Origin of the sequence: Streptomyces canus (assembly GCF_030815415.1) — a bacterium.
GTDB lineage: Bacteria > Actinomycetota > Actinomycetes > Streptomycetales > Streptomycetaceae > Streptomyces > Streptomyces canus_F.
Genome location: NZ_JAUSWW010000001.1, coordinates 7,958,400 through 7,978,297, shown reverse-complemented (window position 1 = coordinate 7,978,297; position 19,898 = coordinate 7,958,400). Strand labels below are relative to the sequence as shown.

Here is a 19,898-nt window from a genome sequence, read left to right as displayed (position 1 = left end):
ACAGCTTTGCGCTGCTCACAGGGCCGCGACGCTGGCCACTTTGACGGGTACGCCGTTGAGGACGGCGTTGCCCGACAGGGGGTCGAGCAGGCTGCCGTCGAGGAGCTGGTTGACGTTGACGCCGGGTTCCTTCAGGGCGTGGTTGAGCCGGGTGCCGGGCCGGTCGTGCCCCCAGCCGTGCGGCAGGCTCACCACGCCCGGGCGCACGCCGTCGGTGACCTCGGCCGGGGCGATCACCTCTCCCCCGGCCCCCTTCACGCGTACGGCCGACCCGTCCGCCACGCCGAGCCGCTCGGCGTCCTCGGGGTGGATGTGCAGGGTGCAGCGGTTGGTGCCACCGGTGAGGGCGGGGACGTTGTGCATCCAGCTGTTGTTGGAGCGCAGATGACGGCGCCCGACGAGGACGAGCCCCTCGGGACGCTCGGCCAGGGCCTGCCGCAGCCGCGGCAGATCGTCGACGATCGGCTGTGCCAGGAGCTCGACCTTGCCGCTGCGCGTCTTCAGCGGCTGCGGCAGCCGCGACGCGAGCGGTCCGAGGTCGATGCCGTGCGGATGCGCCAGCAGCCGCTCCAGGGTCAGCCCGTCCGGTCGTACGCCGAACCCGTCGCCGTACGGGCCGAGGCGCAGCATCATGTCGAGCCGTCGCTCGGGGCCGCTGACTCCGGTGAGCTGGGCGGCGAGCTCCTTCGGGTCGCGGTCGTGCACCGGGGACCACGGCTCCTTGACCGCCTTGCCGAGGGTCTGGCCGATGACCAGGTCGTCGACGGCCGACGGGTCGGCGCCGTGCATACCGGTCGCGGCGAGGACCAGCCGGGCCAGGATCTCGGTCTCGGCCATCCGGCCGGGCTCCAGGGGGACCGCGGGGCGGTTGTAGCGGACCTGGTTGCGGACGGCGAGGGTGTTGAAGGCGAAGTCGTGGTGCGGGCTCTGGGAGGGCGGGGGCGGCGGCAGGACGACGTCGGCGTGGCGCGAGGTCTCGTTGAGATAGGGGTCGACGCTGACCATGAAGTCGAGCGAGTCGAGCGCCTTGTCGAGCCGGTCGCCGTCGGGCACGGACAGCACGGGGTTGGAGGCCACGGCGATGAGCGCCCGGATCGGCTCGCCCTCGGGCGTGGCGGTGTCGATCTCCTCGGCGAGCGCGGAGATCGGCAGCTCGCCCTTCGCCTCGGGGTGCCGGCTCACCCGGGAGTGCCAGCGGCCGAGCGCGAAGCCGTGGCTCGGTCCGGCGGGCCGGGGCGTCCGGTCGGTGGCGGCCTGCGGGAAGAGCGCGCCGCCGGGGCGGTCGAGGTTGCCGGTGAGGATGTTCAGTACGTCGACCAGCCAGCTGGCGAGGGTGCCGTGCGGGACGGTGCAGCTGCCGATGCGGGCGTAGACGGCGGCGGTGGGGGCGGCGGCGAGTTCGCGGGCCAGGTTGCGGATGGTGCCGGCGTCGATGTCACAGGCTCCGGCGACGGCCTCGGGGGTGAAGTCGCCGAGTTCTCGCGGGAGTTCGTCGAGACCCAGAAGGTGCGGGGCCAGCTCCCCGGTGTCCACGAGGTCTTCCTCGAACAGCACGTACGCCATCGCCGCCAGCAGCAGCGCGTCCGTACCGGGGCGGATCGCGAGGTGGCGGTCGGCGAGCTTGGCGGTGCGGGTGCGGCGGGGGTCGATGACGGTGAGGGTGCCGCCGCGGGCCTTGAGCGCCTTGAGCTTGCCGGGGAAGTCGGGGGCGGTGCACAGACTGCCGTTGGACTCCAGGGGGTTGGCGCCGATCAGCAGCAGATGGTCGGTGTGGTCCAGGTCCGGCACGGGGATCGCGTTGGCGTCTCCGAAGAGCAGCCCGCTGGAGACGTGTTTGGGCATCTGGTCGACCGTGGAGGCGGTGAAGACGCTGCGGGTGCCGAGGCCGGCGAGCAGGACCGGTGGGTAGAGGGCGCCGGCCATGGTGTGGACGTTGGGGTTGCCGAGGACGGCACCCACGGCGTTCGGCCCGTACCGCTCGACGATCGGCCGGAGCCCCGCGGCCACCGCGTCGAACGCCTCCTCCCAGCTGGCCTCGCGCAGCTCGCCGTCCTCGCGTACGAGCGGGGTGCGCAGCCGGTCGGGGTCACCGTCGACGGCGCCGAAGGACGCGCCCTTGGGGCAGATGAACCCCTTGCTGAAGACATCGTCGCGGTCACCGCGGGCGCCGGTGACCCGGGTCCCCTCGATGGTGAGCGTCAGGCCGCAGGTGGCCTCGCACAGGGGGCAGATACGCAGGGCGGTGCGGGACACGGGTCCTCCTGGGGGCGACGGTGCCTGTTCCGGCGAGGATACCGACCGGTAGGCATGGAGGGGAGGGGGTGCGGGGGTGAGGTCGCAAAACGGCGAGGTGTCGTGCGGCGGAGGTCAGTCGAAGAAGATCACGCCGTTGCGGGTGCTGTTCAGTCCAGCACCCGCGCCAAGTACGCCCGCAGCATCTCCCGGGCCTCCGCGATGACCCGCTCGTCCCCCTCCGGAGCCACCCGGAAGGCCAGGTGGACGAGGGTGTCGGCCGTTTCCACGGCGATCAGGAAGGTGCGCCGCAGGTCCTCGTCCGGCTCGCGGTCGATGTATCCGGAGAGGAGGTCGGTGAGGCGGTCGGCGACGCGGTGGTTCGGTTCGGCGTGGCGTGCGCCGACCGGGATCTGGTTGCCGAAGTCGACGAGGGAGAAGCCGGGGGCGGTGCGTTTCATGGCGAGGTACTCGTCGAGGACCGCGTCCATCGCGGCTCGCCAGCCTCCGCCCGTGGCCTCTTTGAGGCGCTCGGTGACGCGGGCGGTGAACCGTTCGAGGTTGCGCTGGGCGAGGGCGTCGGCCATCTGCCGCTTGTTGCCGAAGAAGCGGTAGACGGAGCCGATGGGGACGCCTGCGCGCTGGGCGACCGCCCGGGTGCTCAGGTCGTCGTAGCCGACCTCGTCGAGGAGGTCGGCGCAGGCGTCGAGGATCCTGGTCAGCCGTTCGGCACTGCGCCGCTGCACGGGCGCTCTGCGTAGCGATGTCGCGTCGGGCACGGACGTCATGATGCCTTTCCGCCGCGGTCCGGTGAACCTCGCCCCCCTGTACGAAGACGGTTGGCCGGTGCACTCAGTGCGGACGGTCCCGCGGTGGCCTCGGTGCCCGACGCCGTGATGTCGGCCGCGCTCTCGACGGGTGCGCCGTCGACGACCCACACGGTGCCGTCGTCGGCGTGGAGCCGTGCGGTGACGGTGTGCGTGCCGCGGGGGACGAGGTCGGCGGGGATGTGGCACTCGGGGGTGCGCAGCCGGGAGACGAGGGTGCCGTCCACGAAGAGGTACACCAGGCCGCGGCCCTTGACCGCCTTCGGTTTCGTGCCGGGCGGGGAGAAGCGGAAGTTCTGCACGGTCAGGTGCACGTCCCAGCTGTCGTCGCCGTCCGGCAGCACCTCGATGTCCACCTCGGGCGCGTTCTCGTCGTCCACCTCGCGGTAGTGGCGCCCGTCCTCGTCGGTGTCGTCGAGCACCTTGCCCACCGGCGACGGCGACACCGCGCTGTTCTCCTGTTCCCGCGCATGATCGGAACCGCAGCTCGCGGTTCCGGCCCACAGGAGGACACAGACCGCGAGCGCGGCCGGCAGCGTCCGCGTCCACGACATGCCCGGGAGACTAGAACAACGCTCCGAAAGCCGAATCCCCCTTGAGTCTGGTTCTCCTCCTCCCTGATGAGGAGGCCCACCGTCGAAAGCACCCCCACGGCCCCCTTGCGCCCACGAAACCGCAATCCTACGGTGATACATAGGAATCAGAGTCGCAAGGGAGCGATCATGAGCGGGGAAGCGCGGAAGACCGCGGAGGGGCTGACCTACCTCTCCGGTTTCGGCAACGAGCACAGCTCGGAGGCCGTCCCCGGGGCACTGCCCGAGGGTCGCAACGCACCACAGCGCGCACCCCTCGGCCTCTACGCGGAGCAGCTCAGCGGCACGGCGTTCACCGAGCCCCGGGCCCACAACCGCCGCTCCTGGCTGTACCGGATCCGCCCCTCGGCCGCCCACCCGGCGTTCACCCACACCCACAACGGCTGGATCCGCTCGGCCCCCTTCACCGAGTCCGTGCCCGACCCGAACCGGCTGCGCTGGAACCCCCTGCCGGAGCCGAGGGAGGGGACCGACTTCCTGGCCGGACTGTGGACCCTGGGCGGCAACGGCGACACCACCCAGCGCACCGGCATGGCCGTGCACGTCTATCACGCCACCGACTCCATGGACCGCGTCTTCAGCGACGCCGACGGCGAGCTGCTGATCGTCCCCGAACAGGGCGGCCTGCTGCTGCGCACCGAGTTCGGCCTGCTGCACGCCGAGCCCGGCCATGTCGCCCTGATCCCACGCGGCGTCCGCTTCCGCGTGGAGCTCCTCGACCCCTCCGCCCGCGGCTACGTCTGCGAGAACTACGGCGCGCCCTTCCAGCTCCCCGACCTCGGCCCGATCGGCGCCAACGGCCTCGCCAACGCCCGTGACTTCAAAGCCCCCGTGGCCGCCTACGAGGACGTCGACGGCCCGGTCGAGGTGGTCAACAAGTTCTGCGGCAACCTCTGGACGGCCGTCTACGACCACTCCCCGCTCGACGTGGTCGCCTGGCACGGCAACCACGTGCCGTACGTCTACGACCTGCGCCGCTTCAACGTCATCGGGTCGATCTCGTACGACCACCCCGATCCGTCGATCTTCACGGTGCTGACGTCTCCGTCGGACACCCCGGGGCTGGCCGGCGTGGACTTCGTCGTCTTCGCGCCGCGCTGGCTGGTCGGCGAGGACACGTTCCGGCCGCCATACTTCCACCGGAACGTCATGAGCGAGTACATGGGCCTGATCGAGGGCGCCTACGACGCGAAGGCAGAGGGCTTCGTGCCCGGTGGCGGCTCGCTGCACAACATGATGTCGGCGCACGGTCCGGACCGTGAGACCTTCGACCGGGCAAGTGCGGCGGATCTCGAGCCCCAGAAGGTCGCCGACGGGCTCGCGTTCATGTTCGAGACGCGCTGGCCGGTGACGCTGACCGCACACGCGGCCCAGGCGGATCATCTGCAACGGCACTACGACGACGTGTGGAAGGGTCTGGAACGCCACTTCCGCGCGGTTTCATGACGCCGTTCGCCTACGGGGCGCCAAAGCCGGTGTCGAGACCACGACCGTGCTCGACCCTTCGGGCCTCCGCGCGCTCGCGCTCTCGACACCGGCGCGCCCCTTCGGCTCACTCCGTTGCACTGATCGTCGGCGACCGGTACGGATAGCCCCGTGACCTCCTTCGCGCCGGACTCGATCGTCCTGAACCGCAAGCTGCCGCTCTGGTACCAGGTCTCGCAGTCACTGCGTGCCTCGATACTCGGCCGCTCGCCCCAGGATCCGCTGCGGCTGCCCACCGAGGAGCAGTTGGCGGGCCATTACGGGGTGAGCGTGCTGACCATGCGGCAGGCGCTGAAGGAGCTGGAGGACGAGGGGCTGATCTCGCGCCATCGCAGGCGCGGCACGTTCATCGAGCCGGATGCGCTGCGCGGCGCCCCGGTCCGGCTGCTCGGCTCGGTGGACGCGATCGTGGCCCAGCAGTCGGGCATGGTCACAGAACTGCTCGACCACGGCGGGGGTCCCGTTCCGGCGGAACTCGCCGAGTACTTCCCGGACCTGGGCGAGGTGGCGACGTACCACCGCCTGCGGGGCGACGAGAAGACGGGCGAGCCGACCAACCACGCCCGCAACTGGATCCGCCCCGAACTCGGCGCGCGCGTCGACCTGCACGACCTGGTCCGCTGGCCGATGACCAAGGTGCTGCGCGACGTCGTCGGGGCGGACATCAGCCGCATCACGGACACGGTGGAGGCGCGTCTCGCGGACCCGGAGACGGCTCGGCTGCTCCAAGTGCCGCTGCTGAGCCCGATCCTGCACTACACGGGCGTGACGTACGACGGGGAGGGACGGGTGCTGGACGTGGCGGTGATCCACTACCGCGGCGACCGCTTCTCCTTCACGGTGACCCTGGAAGCCAACTGACCCGTGTGACCCCCACTGCCTGTCGGCCGAACGTCGTACGATGCCCAGCGTGACGCACGACGACGCTCCGCTGCTCGCGGACCTCCTGCCGTGGTCCGTCGCACCGCCGCGGCTCGGCCGGGGGTGGCCGACGGGCCCCGACCCGGCATCCCTGAAAGCCCGCTGGGACGCCCTGCTGAAGGCCGAGGGCCCCGACAGGGAGGCCCTGTTCGAGCCGACGCGCTCGCGCACCCTGCGCTCCGCGGTGGGGCAGCTGCCGGGGCAGACGGGCGGCACGGAGAAGCTCGCCCGCGCGGCCGGGCCCTGCGCCGAGCCGGTACGCGTCCTGCACGCCCCCTTCGACGAGCACTGGCTGATCCCCGACCACCGGCTGATCGACACGGCCCGGCCCGAGTTGTGGCGGGTGGCGGACGAGCACCAGGTCTTCGTCGCGGAGACCGCCGGGGGTCCCGGTCCGATGCTGATCGCCACGCCCTTGCTCCCGCTGCTCCGCCCCGGTCGCGTCCGCCCCCTGTACCGGCGGCCCGGCGGGGTGGAACCCAACCTGGCACCGGGTCTGCCGGAGTATCTGGGCGAACGGCTGGGACGCTCCGTGACGCCGTCGGACGTCCTCGCCTGGACCCTGACGGCCGTACGCCCGGACCTCGCCGTCCCCCTCACCGACGACCCCGGGCTCTGGGCGCGGGGCACCGAACTGGGCCACCGTCTCCTGTGGCTCATGCGCCGCGACGGCGACCGTCCCAAGCTCCCCGGCGGCCGCCGCCCCTACGTCCGCGCCCCGCTGCCGTCCCGCCCCCTCGGCCTCCACTACGACCGCGACGAGGAGACCCTCCACCTCGACGAGGGCCGCATCTCCCCCGTGCCCCCGGAAGCCTGGGACTTCGAGGTCAACGGCGTACGCGTCCTGGAGGAGTGGTTCACGGTGAGGACGGCGGAACCGGAGCCCGGCACCCTGTCGGCGATCCGCCCGGCGACCTGGCCCCAGACCTGGACGTCGGAGCTGCTGGAACTGATCACAATCCTGGCACTGACCGCGGAAGTGACCCAGCGGCAGGCCGAGTTGACGGTGACGGCACGGATCACAGCGACGGACCTGCGCAAGGCGGGGGTGTTCCCGGTACCGGAGGCAGCACGCAGACCGGCCTCGGTGCTGGACCACCACGAGGAAGGACCAGAAGGCCAGTTGGGGCTGCTGTAGCCCACCCAGGGCGTGACTTGGGAGCGTTCGCGAGCCGACTGACGGGCGCTGCCGGTGGGTTCGAGCGGGGTGGGGTGGAGGGTGTACCCGCGCCCGATGGACGTACCTGGCGCTGCCGCGTGCCGTGGGGATGACGGACGACGGGGTCGCGGCAGGGCGGTACGGCCGGCCGGGCGCGGGTCAAGAACGCCTGAGCGTGCGGGCTAGCGCCCGCCGAACAGCGACCGGCGCAGTCGACGCAGCGGAGCGAAGAGCGAGACGCGACGGACGCGCGCACCCCTGTCGCTGCGGCCTTGCGCGGGCTCACGGGCGGTCAGCTCACGCATCAGTGATGTCGCCTCGGCCGCCTCGCGCTGCGGGACGACAGGGCCGCCCAGCACCGAGAGATGGCGGTCGAGGCGCGAACTGGTCGCGCTGCTCCCGCAGGTGATCGCAGGGACCCTCGCCCTGCTGCGCACTGTTATCTGTTCCATGTCACTCCCCACCCGTACGAGTCCACCCGGCCCGGGCAGGGTAACCCTATCGCCCCCTGGGGGCACTCGTGTATCGCGGTCACAGGATTCACCTTCCCCGTAAGGGCGTTGACGACCCCTCCGCGGTTACTCTCCGAATCCAACCGATTTCAGGGCGAGTTGGACAACCGGCTGGGTAGTGGGCTGCGCCGACCCCCCGTCAGGTTCGACGGTTACAGCCAGTGACGTGGCGGACTTGTCGAGACCGGACGTGACCAAGGGCGTGTCGGCATCGAAGAGCCCGAGGGAGCGCGGTTGCGCGCCGGGGCGCATGAGCCACAACTGGTTCACGCGACCGGTCGGGATGTCGTCGTATCCGCTGAGGGTGACGACCGCCTTCCCCTCCGATGCGGACGCCACAACTCCGATACTGCGACCCCGCGCGTCCTTGCCGGTGCTCGCCCGGGCGTCGGGAGCTGCGAGAACGTGGGCGATCTCACTCGACCGACCCCGCTCGGCGTTCAGCTGGTCCCGGGTCTCGTTCGCCTGCACGGCGAACAGGGAGGCGACCACGAGGGCCGCGGCGGCCGTGGCGGTGGCGAACGGCACGAACAGGGGGCGGCGCTCCCGGGGCGCACGGGTGCGCGCGGGTGGTGCCTGTGTGCCCCAGACGTGCGGCGGCAGCTGTGGCTCGTGCACCCGCCGGGGTTGCGCGCGCACCGGTTCCTGCGCGGTGGTGCGTACGGCGGCCAGGACCCGGTCGCGCATCGCGGCCGGCGCCGGGACGGCCATCGACCAGGCGAGGCGTACGGCGTCCTCGGTCAGGGCGCGGACCTCAGCGGCGCAGACCGGACAGTCCCTCACGTGCTTCTCGAAGCGGACACGCTCGGCGGGCTCCAGGGCATCGAGCGCGTAGGGCGCGGCCAGGGAGTGCGGGTCGTCGCGGCGGAGCAGTTTGTCGAGGAGGCTCACGCCACACCTCCCATGCACTCGCGCATCCGGGTGAGTCCGTCGCGCATACGGGTCTTGACGGTGCCCAGCGGCAGCGAGAGCCGCTCGGCCACTTCACGGTACGTGTAGCCGTCGTAGTAGGCGAGGGTGACGGACTGGCGCTGGAGCTCGGTGAGCCGTTCCAGACAGCGGCGCACCCACTCGCGTTCGAGTCCGGCCTCGACCTCCTCGGTGACGTGGTCGAAGGCGGGGCCGTTCGCCCGCCGGGCCACCCGCAGCTCGCGCTCGCCGGCGGCGCGGGCGCTGCGCACCCGGTCGACGGCCCGGCGGTGGGCGAGGGTGAGGACCCAGGACAGGGCGCTACCCCGGCCGGGGTCGAACCGCGCGGCGGACCGCCAGATTTCGAGCAGCACCTCCTGGGCCACCTCCTCCGACTGCGCCGGATCCCGCACCACCCGGCGCACCAGCCCGAACACCGGCCCGGAGACCAGTCCGTACAGCTCCTCGAATGCCTTCTGGTCCCCGCCCGCAACGAGCACCAGAAGCTCGTCCGCCTCCAAGTCGCCTCCCCCTCCCGCAAAACCGCATCTGGGCCGTCCGGCCCCCCGAGGTATTCGCAACGAACCCACCTCCGGATGGGGTTACGGATCGGCGGGCCGAAAACGCGGGTCACCGTTCGATGAAACATGATCCCGGTTCCGCCGTAAGAACGTTTGGGATTCGACCAATCCGCACTGCCGACCGCTCCGAATCAGCGTTCGTCAGGCAAGTTGGGACTGAGGACGGACGGCATGACACCTATCTCCAGGAGCGGTGCGGGGCGCAGGAGCGTCGCGACCCTCATATGCGCTTCGCTGGCCGCCGGGGGGCTCACAGCCGCCGCTGTGGCCGCGCTGGAACCGGGGGCGGCCAGCGCCTCCAGTCACCGGGAGGCCCCGCTCATCTCCGGGGACCCGCAGTACGACAACACGGACGTGTACGCCTTCGTCAGCCCGGACAAGCCGGACACGACGACGCTCATCGCGAACTGGATCCCCTTCGAGGATCCGGCCGGCGGACCGAACTTCTTCACGTTCGCCGAGGACGCCCAGTACGACATCCACATCGACAACAACGGTGACGCGCAGGGCGAGCTGCTCTTCCGCTACACCTTCAAGACCCATGTGAAGAACGACAAGACGTTCCTGTACAACACGGGCCCCGTCGAGTCCCTCGACGACCCCGACCTCAACGTCACGCAGACCTACGACATCGAACTCATCAAGCTGAAGAACCAGCATGAGGTGTCGAAGACCAAGGTCGCCGACGACGTGCCCGTGGCACCGTCTAACGTCGGCAAGGCGTCGATGCCGGACTACAACAAGCTGCGCAAGGAAGCGATCCACGAGCTGCCGGGCGGCTCGACGACCTTCGCCGGCCAGGCCGACGACCCGTTCTTCCTGGACCTGCGCGTCTTCGACCTGCTGTACGGCGGAAACCTCTCCGAGGTCGGCCGTGACACCCTCAAGGGCTACAACGTCAACTCGGTCGCCCTCCAGGTGCCGACGGACATGATCACGGAGTCCAAGGACCAGCCGATCGTCGGCATCTGGTCGACGACCCAGCGCAAGAACGCGCAGGGCTACTACTCGCAGGTCTCGCGCCTGGGCATGCCGCTGGTCAACGAGGTCGTCAACCCCATCAAGGACAAGGACAAGTTCAACGCGTCCGCGCCCTGGGAGGACGGCCAGTTCCTGCAGAACGTGACCAACCCGGAGCTGCCGAAGCTCATCGAGGCGATCTACAAGATCGACGCGCCCGACGAGCCGCGCAACGACCTCGTCGACGTCTTCCTGAAGGGCGTCGAGGGCCTCAACCAGCCGCCGCACGTGCGGGCGGCGGAGGAGCTGCGGCTCAACACGTCCATCAAGCCGACCCACGATCCCAAGCGGCTCGGTGTGCTGGACGGCGACAACGCGGGCTTCCCGAACGGGCGTCGGCTCTCCGACGACGTGCTCGACGCCGCGCTCCAGGTCGTCGAGGGTGAACTCCTCGGTGCCAAGAACGACTTGGGCGACGCGGTCGACAAGAACGACAAGAAGTTCGGCAAGTCCTTCCCGTACCTGGCCAACCCGACCGCGGGGTCCCGCGGGAAGCTGGCCAAGGGCACGAGCGGTGGGAACGACGTCCGTAACCAGCTGGGCGACGCGTTGCAGCCTGCCGGCTCCTCCACCGGGATGGACGACACCACTCTGGTCGCCGCGTCGGCCGGTGCCGGGGCTGCCGGTATCGCTCTGATCGGTGCGGGTCTCATGTGGTGGCGTCGGATGCGGACTCGGGCGTACTAGGCCGAATTCACAGCGCGGGCCGGTGGGGGCTTGTCGCGCAGTTCCCCGCGCCCCTGGAGGGGCGCTGCTCCCACCGTCCGCTTTGAACTGGCGCGGCCCGCTCGTACTCATCCCCCACGGCGCGGGCCGCGCCGCACATCCGAGTAACCGATCCCTAGGAGAGGGCAATGGTCCCGGGTACGAACGACGGTGAGACGACAGCCACCGGAGGGCGGCTGCGTGTCGTGCAACTCGGCGGTTCCGCCGTTCTGTTGGCCATTGCCCTGACCGCCGGTTCCCTCGCCGTCGGTGCCCTGCGCGACGATGGCGGGACAACCGTCGCGGCCGCGCCGAGTGCCATGTCGCCGGCGTTGCTCTCCAGCGGGGACCTGGACGCGAGCATCTCCTCGCTCCAGGCCCATCTCCGTTCCCAGCCGAAGGACTTCGGCGGCTGGGCCACCCTCGGGCTCGCCTATGTCGAGCAGGCCCGCACCAAAGGCGACCCCTCGCGCTACCCGCAGGCCGACAAGGCTCTGAAGCGGTCGCTGGAGCTGAAGGCCGGCAACGAGCAGGCCCTCGCCGGGCGTGCCGCCCTCGCGGCGGCCCGGCACGACTTCGCGGACGCCCTGAAGTACGCCGACCGGACGCTGAAGCAGAACCCCTACAACGAACGCGCCCTGTCCTCCCGTATCGACGCCCTCGTCGAGCTCGGCCGCTACGCCGACGCCGCGAAGGCAGCCGACACGGCGGACTCCCGCAAGCCGGGCATCCCCGTCTTCACGCGGTACGCCTACGTCCATGAGCTGCGCGGCGACGTGACCACGGCGAAGCGGGTGCTGAAGCAGGCCTTCGCCTCGGCCTCCACCCCCGGTGACGTGGCGTACGTCGCCACACAGCTCGGCCAGCTCGCCTGGAACCAGGGCGAGTACAAGGAGGCCCTGAATCACTACGCGCGGGCCCTGGCCGCCGACGAGGACTACCTCCCCGCCCTCGAGGGCCGCGCCCGCGCGCAGGCCGCGAGCGGCGACGAGAAGGAAGCGGTCCGCGGGCTCGAGAACGTCGTCGCCCGCTATCCGCTGCCCGGCCCGCTCGTCGAGCTCGGCGAGCTGTACGCCGAGCGCGGCGACCAGGACAGGGCCGACGACCAGTTCGCCCTGGTCGACGCCTGGACGGCACTCGCCCGCGCCAACGGCGTCAACGCCGACCTGGACACCGCGCTCGCCGCCGCCGACCACGGCGACAAGAAGGCGGCGCTGCGCGCGGCCCGCGCCGAGTGGGACCGCCGGCACACCGTGCACACGGCGGACGCGCTGGCCTGGGCCCTGCACGTCAACGGCGAGGACGAGGAGGCCCTGCCGTACGCCCGCCGGGCCACCGCGACCGGCTACCGCAACGCCTCGTTCCTCTACCACCGGGGCGTCATCGAACGCGCGACGGGCCACGAGAAGGACGCCCGCACCCATCTCGAGGCGGCCCTGAAACTGAACCCCGGGTTCTCGACCCTGGGTGCCGGCGAGGCCCGCAAGGCGCTCAAGAACCTGGAGGCGGCCAAGTGAGGTCCCGTCGTCTGTTCGCCTCCGGCGCGGCCGTGCTCACGGCCGCATGCGCGCTGGTGCTCCTCCCCTCCGGAGCTGCGAGCGCGCACCCCCTCGGCAACTTCACCGTCAACCGCTACGACGGTCTCGTCGCCGCCCCGGGACAGTTGCGCGTCGACCACGTCGAGGACCTCGCCGAGATCCCGGCGACCCAGGCGAAGCCGGACATCGAGAAGCTGGGCATGGCCGGCTGGGCCGCACAGCGGTGCGACACGGCAGCGCAGGACAGCGAGGTCACCGTCGACGGCCGTACGGCCGCCCTGACGGTCCGGGAGAGCAAGGCACGTGTGCGGCCCGGTCAGGCGGGGCTCGACACCCTGCGTGTGGAGTGCGAGCTGACGGCACCGCTCCCCGAGGGCTCCACGGTCGCCCTCGGCTTCCGCAGCGCGGGCACGGACTCCGGGCCCGGCTGGCGGGAGATCACCGCGCGCGGCGACCGGATGACGCTGACGGTGTCGGACGTACCGGCGAAGTCACTCTCCCGCGAACTGACCGAGTACCCGCAGGAGCTGCTCTCCTCCCCCGCCGACACCACGACGGCGGACCTGCGCGTACGCCCCGGCGGCCCGGCCCTGTCCGAGGAGCGGGCGGACGCCCCGGCGGCCTCCGTCCTGCCCCGCGGCGCCGACCGCTGGACCCGGGCGCTGGACTCCCTGGTGGCCCGCCACGACCTCACCTTCGGCTTCGCCGCGCTGGCCCTGTTCATCGCCATCGCCCTGGGCGCGCTGCACGCGCTCGCCCCCGGCCACGGCAAGACCCTGATGGCGGCGGTGGCGACGGCGCGCGGCGGCAAGGCCCGCCTCAAGGACGTCATGCCGCTGGCCGCGTCGGTCACGGTGACCCACACGCTCGGCGTGGTCGCCCTGGGCCTGCTGGTCACGGCGGGCTCGGGGGCGGCGCCCTCGGTGATCACCTGGCTGGGCATAGCGAGCGGGGTGCTGGTGACGGGGGCGGGGCTGACGCTCGTACGACGGGCTTGGCACCACCGCAGGCATGAGCGGGGCCACGGGCACACGCACGGGCCCTCCCCTGAGCATGACCACGGACATGACCACGGGCACGGCGACGACGGCGGGCACGGGCACGACCATACGCACGAGCCCGCCCCGGCCCCCGCGCGTCAGCTGGCCCTGGCCGCCGCGCACAGCCGTGCCGCCACCGACACGCACGGCCACCCGCACGATGACCCGCATCACTCGCACGACCATGGCCACGACGACGACCACAGCCACCCGCACCCCCACCCCCACGCCCCTTCGCACACCGTCGAGCACACCCACGGCGGCTTCACCCACACCCACTCCACCGCCCCCACCCTGCGCGGCACGATCCTCCTCGGCTTCGCCGGTGGTCTGGTCCCCAGCCCCTCCGCGGTCGTCGTCCTCGTCGGCGCCATGGCGCTCGGCCAGGCGTGGTTCGGCTTCCTCCTGGTCGTCGCGTACGGCGTCGGTCTCGCGCTCACTCTCACCGCGGCGGGGTTCGCCGTCGTGAAGCTGGGTACCGGGATGAATCGGCTGCTGGAGCGGCGTCCCCGCTGGACCACGCATCCGGTGACGGCGCTGGTGCGCAGGTCCGCACCCCTGATGTCGGCTCTCCTCGTCGTGACGCTCGGGGCCGGATTGGTGCTCAAGGGGGCGGCATCCGCACTCGGCTGAGCTACTTTTGGGGAGAAATGACGCGAAGTCACGCGGAATTGCGAATGGGGGACGCCCGTGTCCGAAGATCCGGGCAGTGAACGGCTGATCGCGGGCCGCTATCGCCTCCTGTCCCCGCTCGGCGAGGGCGGCATGGGGACCGTGTGGCGCGCCCGCGACGAGGTGCTGCACCGTGAGGTCGCGGTCAAGGAGGTGCGCGCGCCCTCGGGCCTCGCGGGCTCGGACATCGAGCGGTTGTACGCCCGGCTGGAGCGCGAGGCGTGGGCCGCGGCCCGGGTCTCCAACCGCAACGTCGTGACGGTGTACGACGTGGCCACGCAGGACGGTCGCCCGTGGATCGTCATGGAGCTGGTCCGCGGTGTCTCGCTGGCCGACGTGCTGGACGCGGAGGGCCCGTTGCCCCCGCAGCGGGCCGCGCACATCGGCGCCGAGGTCCTCTCCGCGCTGCGGGCCGCGCACGAGGCGGGGGTGCTGCACCGGGACGTGAAGCCGGCCAACGTGCTGCTGTCGAACGACGGCCGCGTCGTGCTCACCGACTTCGGCATCGCCCAGGTGGAGGGCAGCTCGGCGCTCACGATGACCGGCGAGGTCATCGGCTCGCCCGAATTCCTTGCCCCGGAACGGGCGTTGGGCCGCACCCCGGGCCCCGAGTCCGACCTGTGGTCGCTGGGCGTGCTGCTGTACGCGGCGGTCGAGGGCAACTCGCCGTTCCGCCAGAACACCCCGCTGAGCACCCTGCGCGCGATCGTCGACGAGGAGCTGCCGACCCCGTACCGGGCCGGTCCGCTCACCCCCGTCATCGAGGGCCTGCTGCGCAAGGACCCGGCGGAGCGGCTGGCTGCCGACCGTGCCGAGCAGGACCTGCGGCTCATCGCGGCGGGGGGCACCACGCGCGCCGAACCCGTCCCGCCGGTCCCGTACGCACCGACGGTCGCCGGGTACCGGGAGGAACCGCCGACGTCACCCTTCCCGACGGCGCCCACCTCCCCCACGTCGGCCGCTGCGACGACCAGGGCGTCCTCCGGGCCTCCCGACCGCAACCGCCGTGCCGCGGTGGTTCTGATCGCGGGCCTCGCCGCTCTGGCGTTCGCGATCGCGGGGCTGACGTACGCCCTGCTGAACGGCGACGGCAACGAGGGGAACCAGGGGAACAACGAGACGAGCCGGTCGACGGGTGAGAGCACGCCCACCGAGACGGACGAGGACAGCGAGGAGCCGCCGCCTCCTTCCACCCCGGCCAGGACCACGACGAGCGCTCCACCGCCGGTGACCGTCCAGGCCACGCTCGCGGGGGCGAACACCGAGTACAAGGGGACCTGTCCGCCGCCGAACGCCGGGGCGCCCGCCTTCACGGCGACGATCACGGTGAGCCGGGTGCCGGCGGAGGTCCGCTACCGCTGGGTGTCGTCGGACGGCGATGTCATGGACAACGGCTGGAAGACGCTGTCGTTCCCGGCGGGCGGCGGCACCTCCAAGCAGGACAAGGTGGTCGCGACGACGAACAACGACAGCGGGACGTTCGAGAGCGACATCAGTGTCGAGGTCCAGGACCCGCAGCACGTGACGTCCAACTCGGTGCCGTTCTCGGTGACGTGCGAGACGGAGACCCCGACGGACGGGGCCTCCTCCCCTTCTCCTTCGCCTACCGAGTGACGGGTCAGGCCGCGCTGTTCAGTACGGGCAGATAGCCGCCGGACTGGCCGGCCGCGGTGGGGTGGTACGACTCGCCGATGTTGAGCCAGTTGAGGCTGTGCAGCCAGGCGCTGCCGGAGCAGAGCTCGTGGCCGGTGACGGTGGAGCGGACGTCGCCCCAGGTGAAGCCGTGGTTCGCGGCGCGTTTCTGGATGGCGGTGTCGAGGTAGTCGGCGGCGTCGTTGATCGCCTTCCGCTTGGTCTCGGAGAGGCCGGCGCAGGTGGTGCCGAGCTTGTAGAAGCGGGGGTAGCCGAGGACGACGACGTGGGCGTTCGGGGCGCGGGTGCTGATCGCCGAGTAGACGTTGTCCAGTCGGCCGGGCAGCGTCGCGTCGACGTAGGCCTTCGCGGTGTTGATGCGGGACAGGCAGGAGCTGTCGGACTGGAGCACACAGGTGGTCATGACGTCGGAGAACCCGGCGTCGTTGCCGCCGATGCTGATGGAGACCAGAGCGGTGGCACTGTTCAGCGGGGCCAGCTGGTTCGCCAGAACATCACCCGTTCGAGCGCCCGAGCAAGCCGTGAAGGCGAACGACGAGGGTGAGTTGGCGGCGGCCCAGAGGTAGGGGTGCGCCTTCGTGCTGCGCTTGCAGTCGCCGCTGGAGGAGATGTAGCTACCGGCGCCCACTCCCGAGGAGTAGGAGTCGCCGAGGGCCACGTACGGGCCTGTGGCGGCCTGCGCGGGGGGTGCCCCCGCCAGTGCGGCGCCGACGGCGAGGAGGAGCGTGGTGACGTAAGCGGCAAATCGGGAACGTCTCATGGAACCTCCCTTTAGCAGGATCTCTGCCTCAACCGTCGTAGCAACTACGCGTGTTGACGGGAAGTGTCCATGCCAAGACTTTTCCGTCCTTACTCACCGCGTCCGCATATGTTCATGGCGTGTTTGATTTCGCGTACATGACAGATTTGTTGACAGCCCCTCAACTCCCTTGATCTACCCCCGTAGATCACCCAGTCTTTACTCCAGCCCGGGACGGGAACGCGACGTTCCGGGTCGTGTGCGCGATCACGCGCGCACCCCCCACGGACGCGCGCCCCACACGAAACGCGCGTCGCCTAAGAGGAGGACCCCCTCGCATGGCACAACTGCGTAAGTTCCGGATCGCCGCGATAACCAGCCTGGCGACCGCCGCCCTCGTGGGCGGGCTCACCACCCTCCCCGCCGAGGCCGCTCCGGCCGAGGGCAAGGTCCTTGCCGCCGACTCCCCCACGGCGATCAAGGACAGCTACATCGTCACCCTGAAGAAGGGCTCCACCGGCTTCAAGTCGACCTCGGCCGCCGGAAAGAACCTCGTCAAGGAGTACGGCGGCGCGGTCAAGAAGACCTTCGACACCGCCCTGAACGGCTACTCCGCCACCCTCTCCGCAGCCGAGGCGAAGAGACTCGCGGCCGACCCGGCCGTCGCCTCCGTCGAGCAGAACCAGCGCGTCCACGTGGACGCCACCCAGTCCAGCGCCCCCTGGGGCCTCGACCGCATCGACCAGGCCGCGCTTCCGCTTTCGGGCACCTACACCTACCCGGACACCGCGGGCAGCGGCGTGACGGCGTACGTCATCGACACCGGTGTGCGCATCACCCACGCGCAGATCAGCGGCCGTGCCTCGTACGGCTACGACGCGGTCGACGGCGACACCACCGCCTCCGACGGCAACGGTCACGGCACCCATGTGGCCACCACGATCGCGGGTTCCACCTACGGTGTCGCCAAGAAGGCGAAGATCGTGGCGGTCCGGGTGCTCGACAACGCCGGCTCCGGCACCACGGCGGGCGTGGTCGCGGGCATCGACTGGGTGACCGCCAACCACTCGGGCCCCTCCGTCGCCAACATGTCGCTCGGCGGCGGCGCCTCGACCGCCCTGGACACGGCTGTGCGCAACTCCATCGCCAGCGGCGTGACCTACGCCGTGGCGGCCGGCAACAGCAGCGCCAACGCCTCCTCGTACTCCCCGGCCCGGGTCACCGAGGCCATCACCGTCGGCGCCACCACCAGCACCGACGCCCGGGCCAGCTACTCGAACTACGGCTCGGTCCTGGACATCTTCGCGCCGGGCTCCTCGATCACGGCGGGCTGGTACACCAGCGACACCGCGACGAACACCATCTCCGGCACCTCGATGGCCACCCCGCACGTCGCGGGCGCGGCCGCCGTCTACCTGGCGGGCCACACCTCGTCCACCCCGGCCCAGGTCGCCACGGCCCTCACCGGTGGCGCCACCACCAACGTGGTCACCAGCCCGGGCACCGGTTCGCCGAACCGGCTCCTGAAGCTCGTCCCGTGACGCTCCCGCACCGCACCACCTGAACGGCCGTTCCCCGGAGGCGACTTCCGCCTCCGGGGAACACTTGTCCCCTTGTCCGTACCAACCGTGATACGCACCCTTTTCGGTCTTGACGGCCCCGGCGCCCCTGCGCGACATTGAAGCCTCGCATCCGGCGCTTCGGGGGGCAAAGTCGCCAATGCAGACGATACGTGCCAAAAGATCTTCAACGGACACCGAGCAGGCGCGGACAGGACCGGAGAGGGACCTCTCGCCACTGCTCGCGGGCGCCGCGACGGCTGTCGGCGGGTTCGGCGCGATCCTCGCGCTCGTGGGCTCCGACTCACCCCTGCGCGGTCCGTTCACCCTGTTCTTCCTGCTGATGGCACCGACCGTGGCGATCGCCGCCGCGCTGCGCGGCCTCGAACCGCTCGGCCGGGTGCTCGCCTCGCTCGCGGGCTCGGTCGTCGTCAACATGCTGGTGGCGCAGGGCATGCTCGCCACGCACCGCTGGTCCTGGCGCGGCGGGATCGTGGCCGTGACCGCGATCAGCGCCCTTCTTCTCCTGCTGGTCTGGGTACGGCGGCGAGGCGGCCGTACGACGACGGGACGGACTCTCTGACGTGGACATCAGCGTGTACCGCCCCGGCGAGCTCAGCGCCGCCGACCGGGCGGCGTGGACGTCGTCGCAGTCCAAGGCCCATCTGCAGGGATCGCCGGAGCTGGCGAATCCGTTCCTGTCCCCCGAGTTCGCGCTCGCGGTGGGCCGGTACCGGCGGGGTGTGCGGATCGCGGTGGTGCGCGAGGGCGGGGAGCCCGCCGCGTTCTTCCCGTTCCAGCGAAGCGTCACCGGCGTGGGCCGGGCCGTCGGACTCGGCATCTCGGACGCACAGGGTCTGGTGCACCGGCCCGGGTTCGTGTGGGACGCACAGGAGCTGCTGCGCGCCTGCGGGCTCGCCGTATGGGAGTTCGACCACCTGGTGGAGGGCCAGGAGGCGTTCGCGGTCGGGGCCACCGGCAGCTTCGCGTCGCCGGTCATGGACGTCGACCAGGGCTACGAGGCCTATCTGGCCCATCTGCGCTCCCACGCGCCGAAGTTCACCAGGACCACGCTCGCCAAGGAGCGCAAGCTCGGCCGGGACGCCGGCGAGCTGCGCTACGTGCACGACGAGCGGGATCCGGCGGCTCTGCGCACCCTGATGGGCTGGAAGTCCGCGCAGTACCGAAGGACCGGGCGCAGCGACCGCTTCGCGCACGAGTGGATCACCCATCTCGTGGAGCGGCTGTTCCACACCCGTTCCGATCCGTTCGCGGGGATCCTGTCGGTGCTGTACGCGGGCGGCAAGCCGATCGCGGCGCACTTCGGACTGCGTACCGAACGGGTGCTGTCCTGCTGGTTCCCGGCGTACGACCCGGCGTTCTCGAAGTACTCGCCGGGCCTGGTGCTGCATCTGCGGATGGCGGAGGCGGCCGCCGCGGACGGCATCGCGTACCTGGATCTGGGGCGGGGCCCGAAGGAGTACAAGGACTCCCTGAAGACACGGGAGATCACCGTGTCGGAGGGGTGGGTGACCCGGCGTCACCCGGTCGCACTCGGGCACAGGGCGCGCCGCGCCCCGGTCCGGGCGCTGCGCAACACCGTCCAGTCACGGCCGGAGCTCTTCGAGCCGGCGGACCGGATCCTCAAGAGGATGGGAAGGATCCGCTCGCGGAGCCAATAGGTTCCGTAACGGTCAAACCATCAAAAACGTGAGGCCTGGTTCCAGGTCTTGCCATACGGGTTCAATCGTCA

The 19,898-nt window shown here is 71.0% G+C and carries 17 protein-coding genes; 10 read left to right on the top strand and 7 right to left on the bottom strand.

Features of this window, described 5'->3' with window-relative positions; genetic code table 11:
• Window positions 1–15 precede the first annotated feature (15 nt).
• The 3 genes from QF037_RS36895 to QF037_RS36885 all read right to left on the bottom strand — a co-directional run bounded on the left by QF037_RS36895 (window position 16) and on the right by QF037_RS36885 (window position 3,613).
• The gene (locus QF037_RS36895) at window positions 16–2,253 is read right to left on the bottom strand and encodes a molybdopterin oxidoreductase family protein (protein WP_307032813.1); all 2,238 of its coding nucleotides are present in this window, start codon (window positions 2,251–2,253) and stop codon (window positions 16–18) included.
• Window positions 2,254–2,402: 149 nt separating this feature from the next.
• Window positions 2,403–3,020, bottom strand: coding sequence for a TetR/AcrR family transcriptional regulator (locus QF037_RS36890; RefSeq protein WP_307032811.1), 618 nt, complete (start codon window positions 3,018–3,020; stop codon window positions 2,403–2,405).
• Entirely contained in the window at window positions 3,017–3,613 is a 597-nt protein-coding gene (locus QF037_RS36885; protein WP_307032808.1) for a hypothetical protein, read from the bottom strand. The genes QF037_RS36890 and QF037_RS36885 overlap by 4 nt, the downstream gene beginning before the upstream one ends.
• A 168-nt stretch (window positions 3,614–3,781) precedes the next feature.
• On the opposite strand from QF037_RS36885, the gene hmgA reads away from it, so the two are divergent.
• The 3 genes from hmgA to QF037_RS36870 all read left to right on the top strand — a co-directional run bounded on the left by hmgA (window position 3,782) and on the right by QF037_RS36870 (window position 7,196).
• Window positions 3,782–5,098, top strand: a complete 1,317-nt coding sequence (hmgA, locus tag QF037_RS36880; RefSeq protein WP_307032805.1) for a homogentisate 1,2-dioxygenase — start codon at window positions 3,782–3,784, stop codon at window positions 5,096–5,098.
• Between the two features lie 150 nt (window positions 5,099–5,248).
• On the top strand, window positions 5,249–5,998 hold the full coding sequence (locus QF037_RS36875; RefSeq protein WP_307032803.1) for a GntR family transcriptional regulator: 750 nt from the start codon (window positions 5,249–5,251) through the stop codon (window positions 5,996–5,998).
• Between the two features lie 40 nt (window positions 5,999–6,038).
• Entirely contained in the window at window positions 6,039–7,196 is a 1,158-nt protein-coding gene (locus QF037_RS36870; protein WP_307032801.1) for a type ISP restriction/modification enzyme, read from the top strand.
• A gap of 203 nt (window positions 7,197–7,399) precedes the next feature.
• Here the strand turns inward: QF037_RS36870 and QF037_RS36865 are convergent, their stop codons facing one another.
• The 3 genes from QF037_RS36865 to QF037_RS36855 form a co-directional block, all read right to left on the bottom strand.
• On the bottom strand, window positions 7,400–7,669 hold the full coding sequence (locus QF037_RS36865) for a hypothetical protein (RefSeq protein ID WP_307032799.1): 270 nt from the start codon (window positions 7,667–7,669) through the stop codon (window positions 7,400–7,402).
• Between the two features lie 126 nt (window positions 7,670–7,795).
• Entirely contained in the window at window positions 7,796–8,620 is an 825-nt protein-coding gene (locus QF037_RS36860) for an anti-sigma factor (protein WP_307032797.1), read from the bottom strand.
• Window positions 8,617–9,159, bottom strand: coding sequence for a sigma-70 family RNA polymerase sigma factor (locus QF037_RS36855; RefSeq protein ID WP_307032795.1), 543 nt, complete (start codon window positions 9,157–9,159; stop codon window positions 8,617–8,619). Before QF037_RS36855 ends, QF037_RS36860 begins: the two co-directional genes overlap by 4 nt.
• Window positions 9,160–9,390: 231 nt before the next feature.
• On the opposite strand from QF037_RS36855, the gene QF037_RS36850 reads away from it, so the two are divergent.
• The 4 genes from QF037_RS36850 to QF037_RS36835 all read left to right on the top strand — a co-directional run bounded on the left by QF037_RS36850 (window position 9,391) and on the right by QF037_RS36835 (window position 15,808).
• Window positions 9,391–10,926, top strand: a complete 1,536-nt coding sequence (locus tag QF037_RS36850; RefSeq protein ID WP_307032793.1) for a DUF4331 domain-containing protein — start codon at window positions 9,391–9,393, stop codon at window positions 10,924–10,926.
• Between the two features lie 167 nt (window positions 10,927–11,093).
• Window positions 11,094–12,461, top strand: coding sequence for a tetratricopeptide repeat protein (locus tag QF037_RS36845; protein WP_307032791.1), 1,368 nt, complete (start codon window positions 11,094–11,096; stop codon window positions 12,459–12,461).
• Entirely contained in the window at window positions 12,458–14,155 is a 1,698-nt protein-coding gene (locus QF037_RS36840; protein ID WP_307032789.1) for an urease accessory protein UreH domain-containing protein, read from the top strand. Before QF037_RS36845 ends, QF037_RS36840 begins: the two co-directional genes overlap by 4 nt.
• Before the next feature lie 57 nt (window positions 14,156–14,212).
• The gene (locus QF037_RS36835) at window positions 14,213–15,808 is read left to right on the top strand and encodes a serine/threonine-protein kinase (RefSeq protein WP_307032787.1); all 1,596 of its coding nucleotides are present in this window, start codon (window positions 14,213–14,215) and stop codon (window positions 15,806–15,808) included.
• A gap of 4 nt (window positions 15,809–15,812) precedes the next feature.
• On the opposite strand, the gene QF037_RS36830 is transcribed toward QF037_RS36835, so the two are convergent.
• Window positions 15,813–16,607, bottom strand: coding sequence for an SGNH/GDSL hydrolase family protein (locus QF037_RS36830; RefSeq protein ID WP_307032785.1), 795 nt, complete (start codon window positions 16,605–16,607; stop codon window positions 15,813–15,815).
• Between the two features lie 317 nt (window positions 16,608–16,924).
• Between QF037_RS36830 and QF037_RS36825 the strand changes: the two genes are divergently transcribed.
• The 3 genes from QF037_RS36825 to QF037_RS36815 all read left to right on the top strand — a co-directional run bounded on the left by QF037_RS36825 (window position 16,925) and on the right by QF037_RS36815 (window position 19,827).
• Window positions 16,925–18,127, top strand: coding sequence for a S8 family peptidase (locus tag QF037_RS36825; protein ID WP_307032784.1), 1,203 nt, complete (start codon window positions 16,925–16,927; stop codon window positions 18,125–18,127).
• 178 nt (window positions 18,128–18,305) lie between these two features.
• Window positions 18,306–18,728: a hypothetical protein gene (locus QF037_RS36820; protein WP_307032782.1), complete on the top strand. Its 423-nt coding sequence runs from the start codon at window positions 18,306–18,308 to the stop codon at window positions 18,726–18,728.
• Window position 18,729: 1 nt separating this feature from the next.
• Window positions 18,730–19,827, top strand: coding sequence for a GNAT family N-acetyltransferase (locus QF037_RS36815; protein WP_307032780.1), 1,098 nt, complete (start codon window positions 18,730–18,732; stop codon window positions 19,825–19,827).
• Window positions 19,828–19,898 lie beyond the last annotated feature (71 nt).

What these genes read in the sequence shown, in the direction of transcription:
- QF037_RS36850 (WP_307032793.1), top strand. Translation starts at nt 9,391, where the DNA reads ATGACACCTATCTCCAGGAGCGGTGCGGGGCGCAGGAGCGTCGCGACC.
- hmgA (WP_307032805.1), top strand. Translation starts at nt 3,782, where the DNA reads ATGAGCGGGGAAGCGCGGAAGACCGCGGAGGGGCTGACCTACCTCTCC.
- QF037_RS36865 (WP_307032799.1), bottom strand. Translation starts at nt 7,669, where the DNA reads ATGGAACAGATAACAGTGCGCAGCAGGGCGAGGGTCCCTGCGATCACC.
- QF037_RS36830 (WP_307032785.1), bottom strand. Translation starts at nt 16,607, where the DNA reads ATGAGACGTTCCCGATTTGCCGCTTACGTCACCACGCTCCTCCTCGCC.
- QF037_RS36845 (WP_307032791.1), top strand. Translation starts at nt 11,094, where the DNA reads ATGGTCCCGGGTACGAACGACGGTGAGACGACAGCCACCGGAGGGCGG.
- QF037_RS36825 (WP_307032784.1), top strand. Translation starts at nt 16,925, where the DNA reads ATGGCACAACTGCGTAAGTTCCGGATCGCCGCGATAACCAGCCTGGCG.
- QF037_RS36870 (WP_307032801.1), top strand. Translation starts at nt 6,039, where the DNA reads ATGCCCAGCGTGACGCACGACGACGCTCCGCTGCTCGCGGACCTCCTG.
- QF037_RS36890 (WP_307032811.1), bottom strand. Translation starts at nt 3,020, where the DNA reads ATGACGTCCGTGCCCGACGCGACATCGCTACGCAGAGCGCCCGTGCAG.
- QF037_RS36820 (WP_307032782.1), top strand. Translation starts at nt 18,306, where the DNA reads ATGCAGACGATACGTGCCAAAAGATCTTCAACGGACACCGAGCAGGCG.
- QF037_RS36885 (WP_307032808.1), bottom strand. Translation starts at nt 3,613, where the DNA reads ATGTCGTGGACGCGGACGCTGCCGGCCGCGCTCGCGGTCTGTGTCCTC.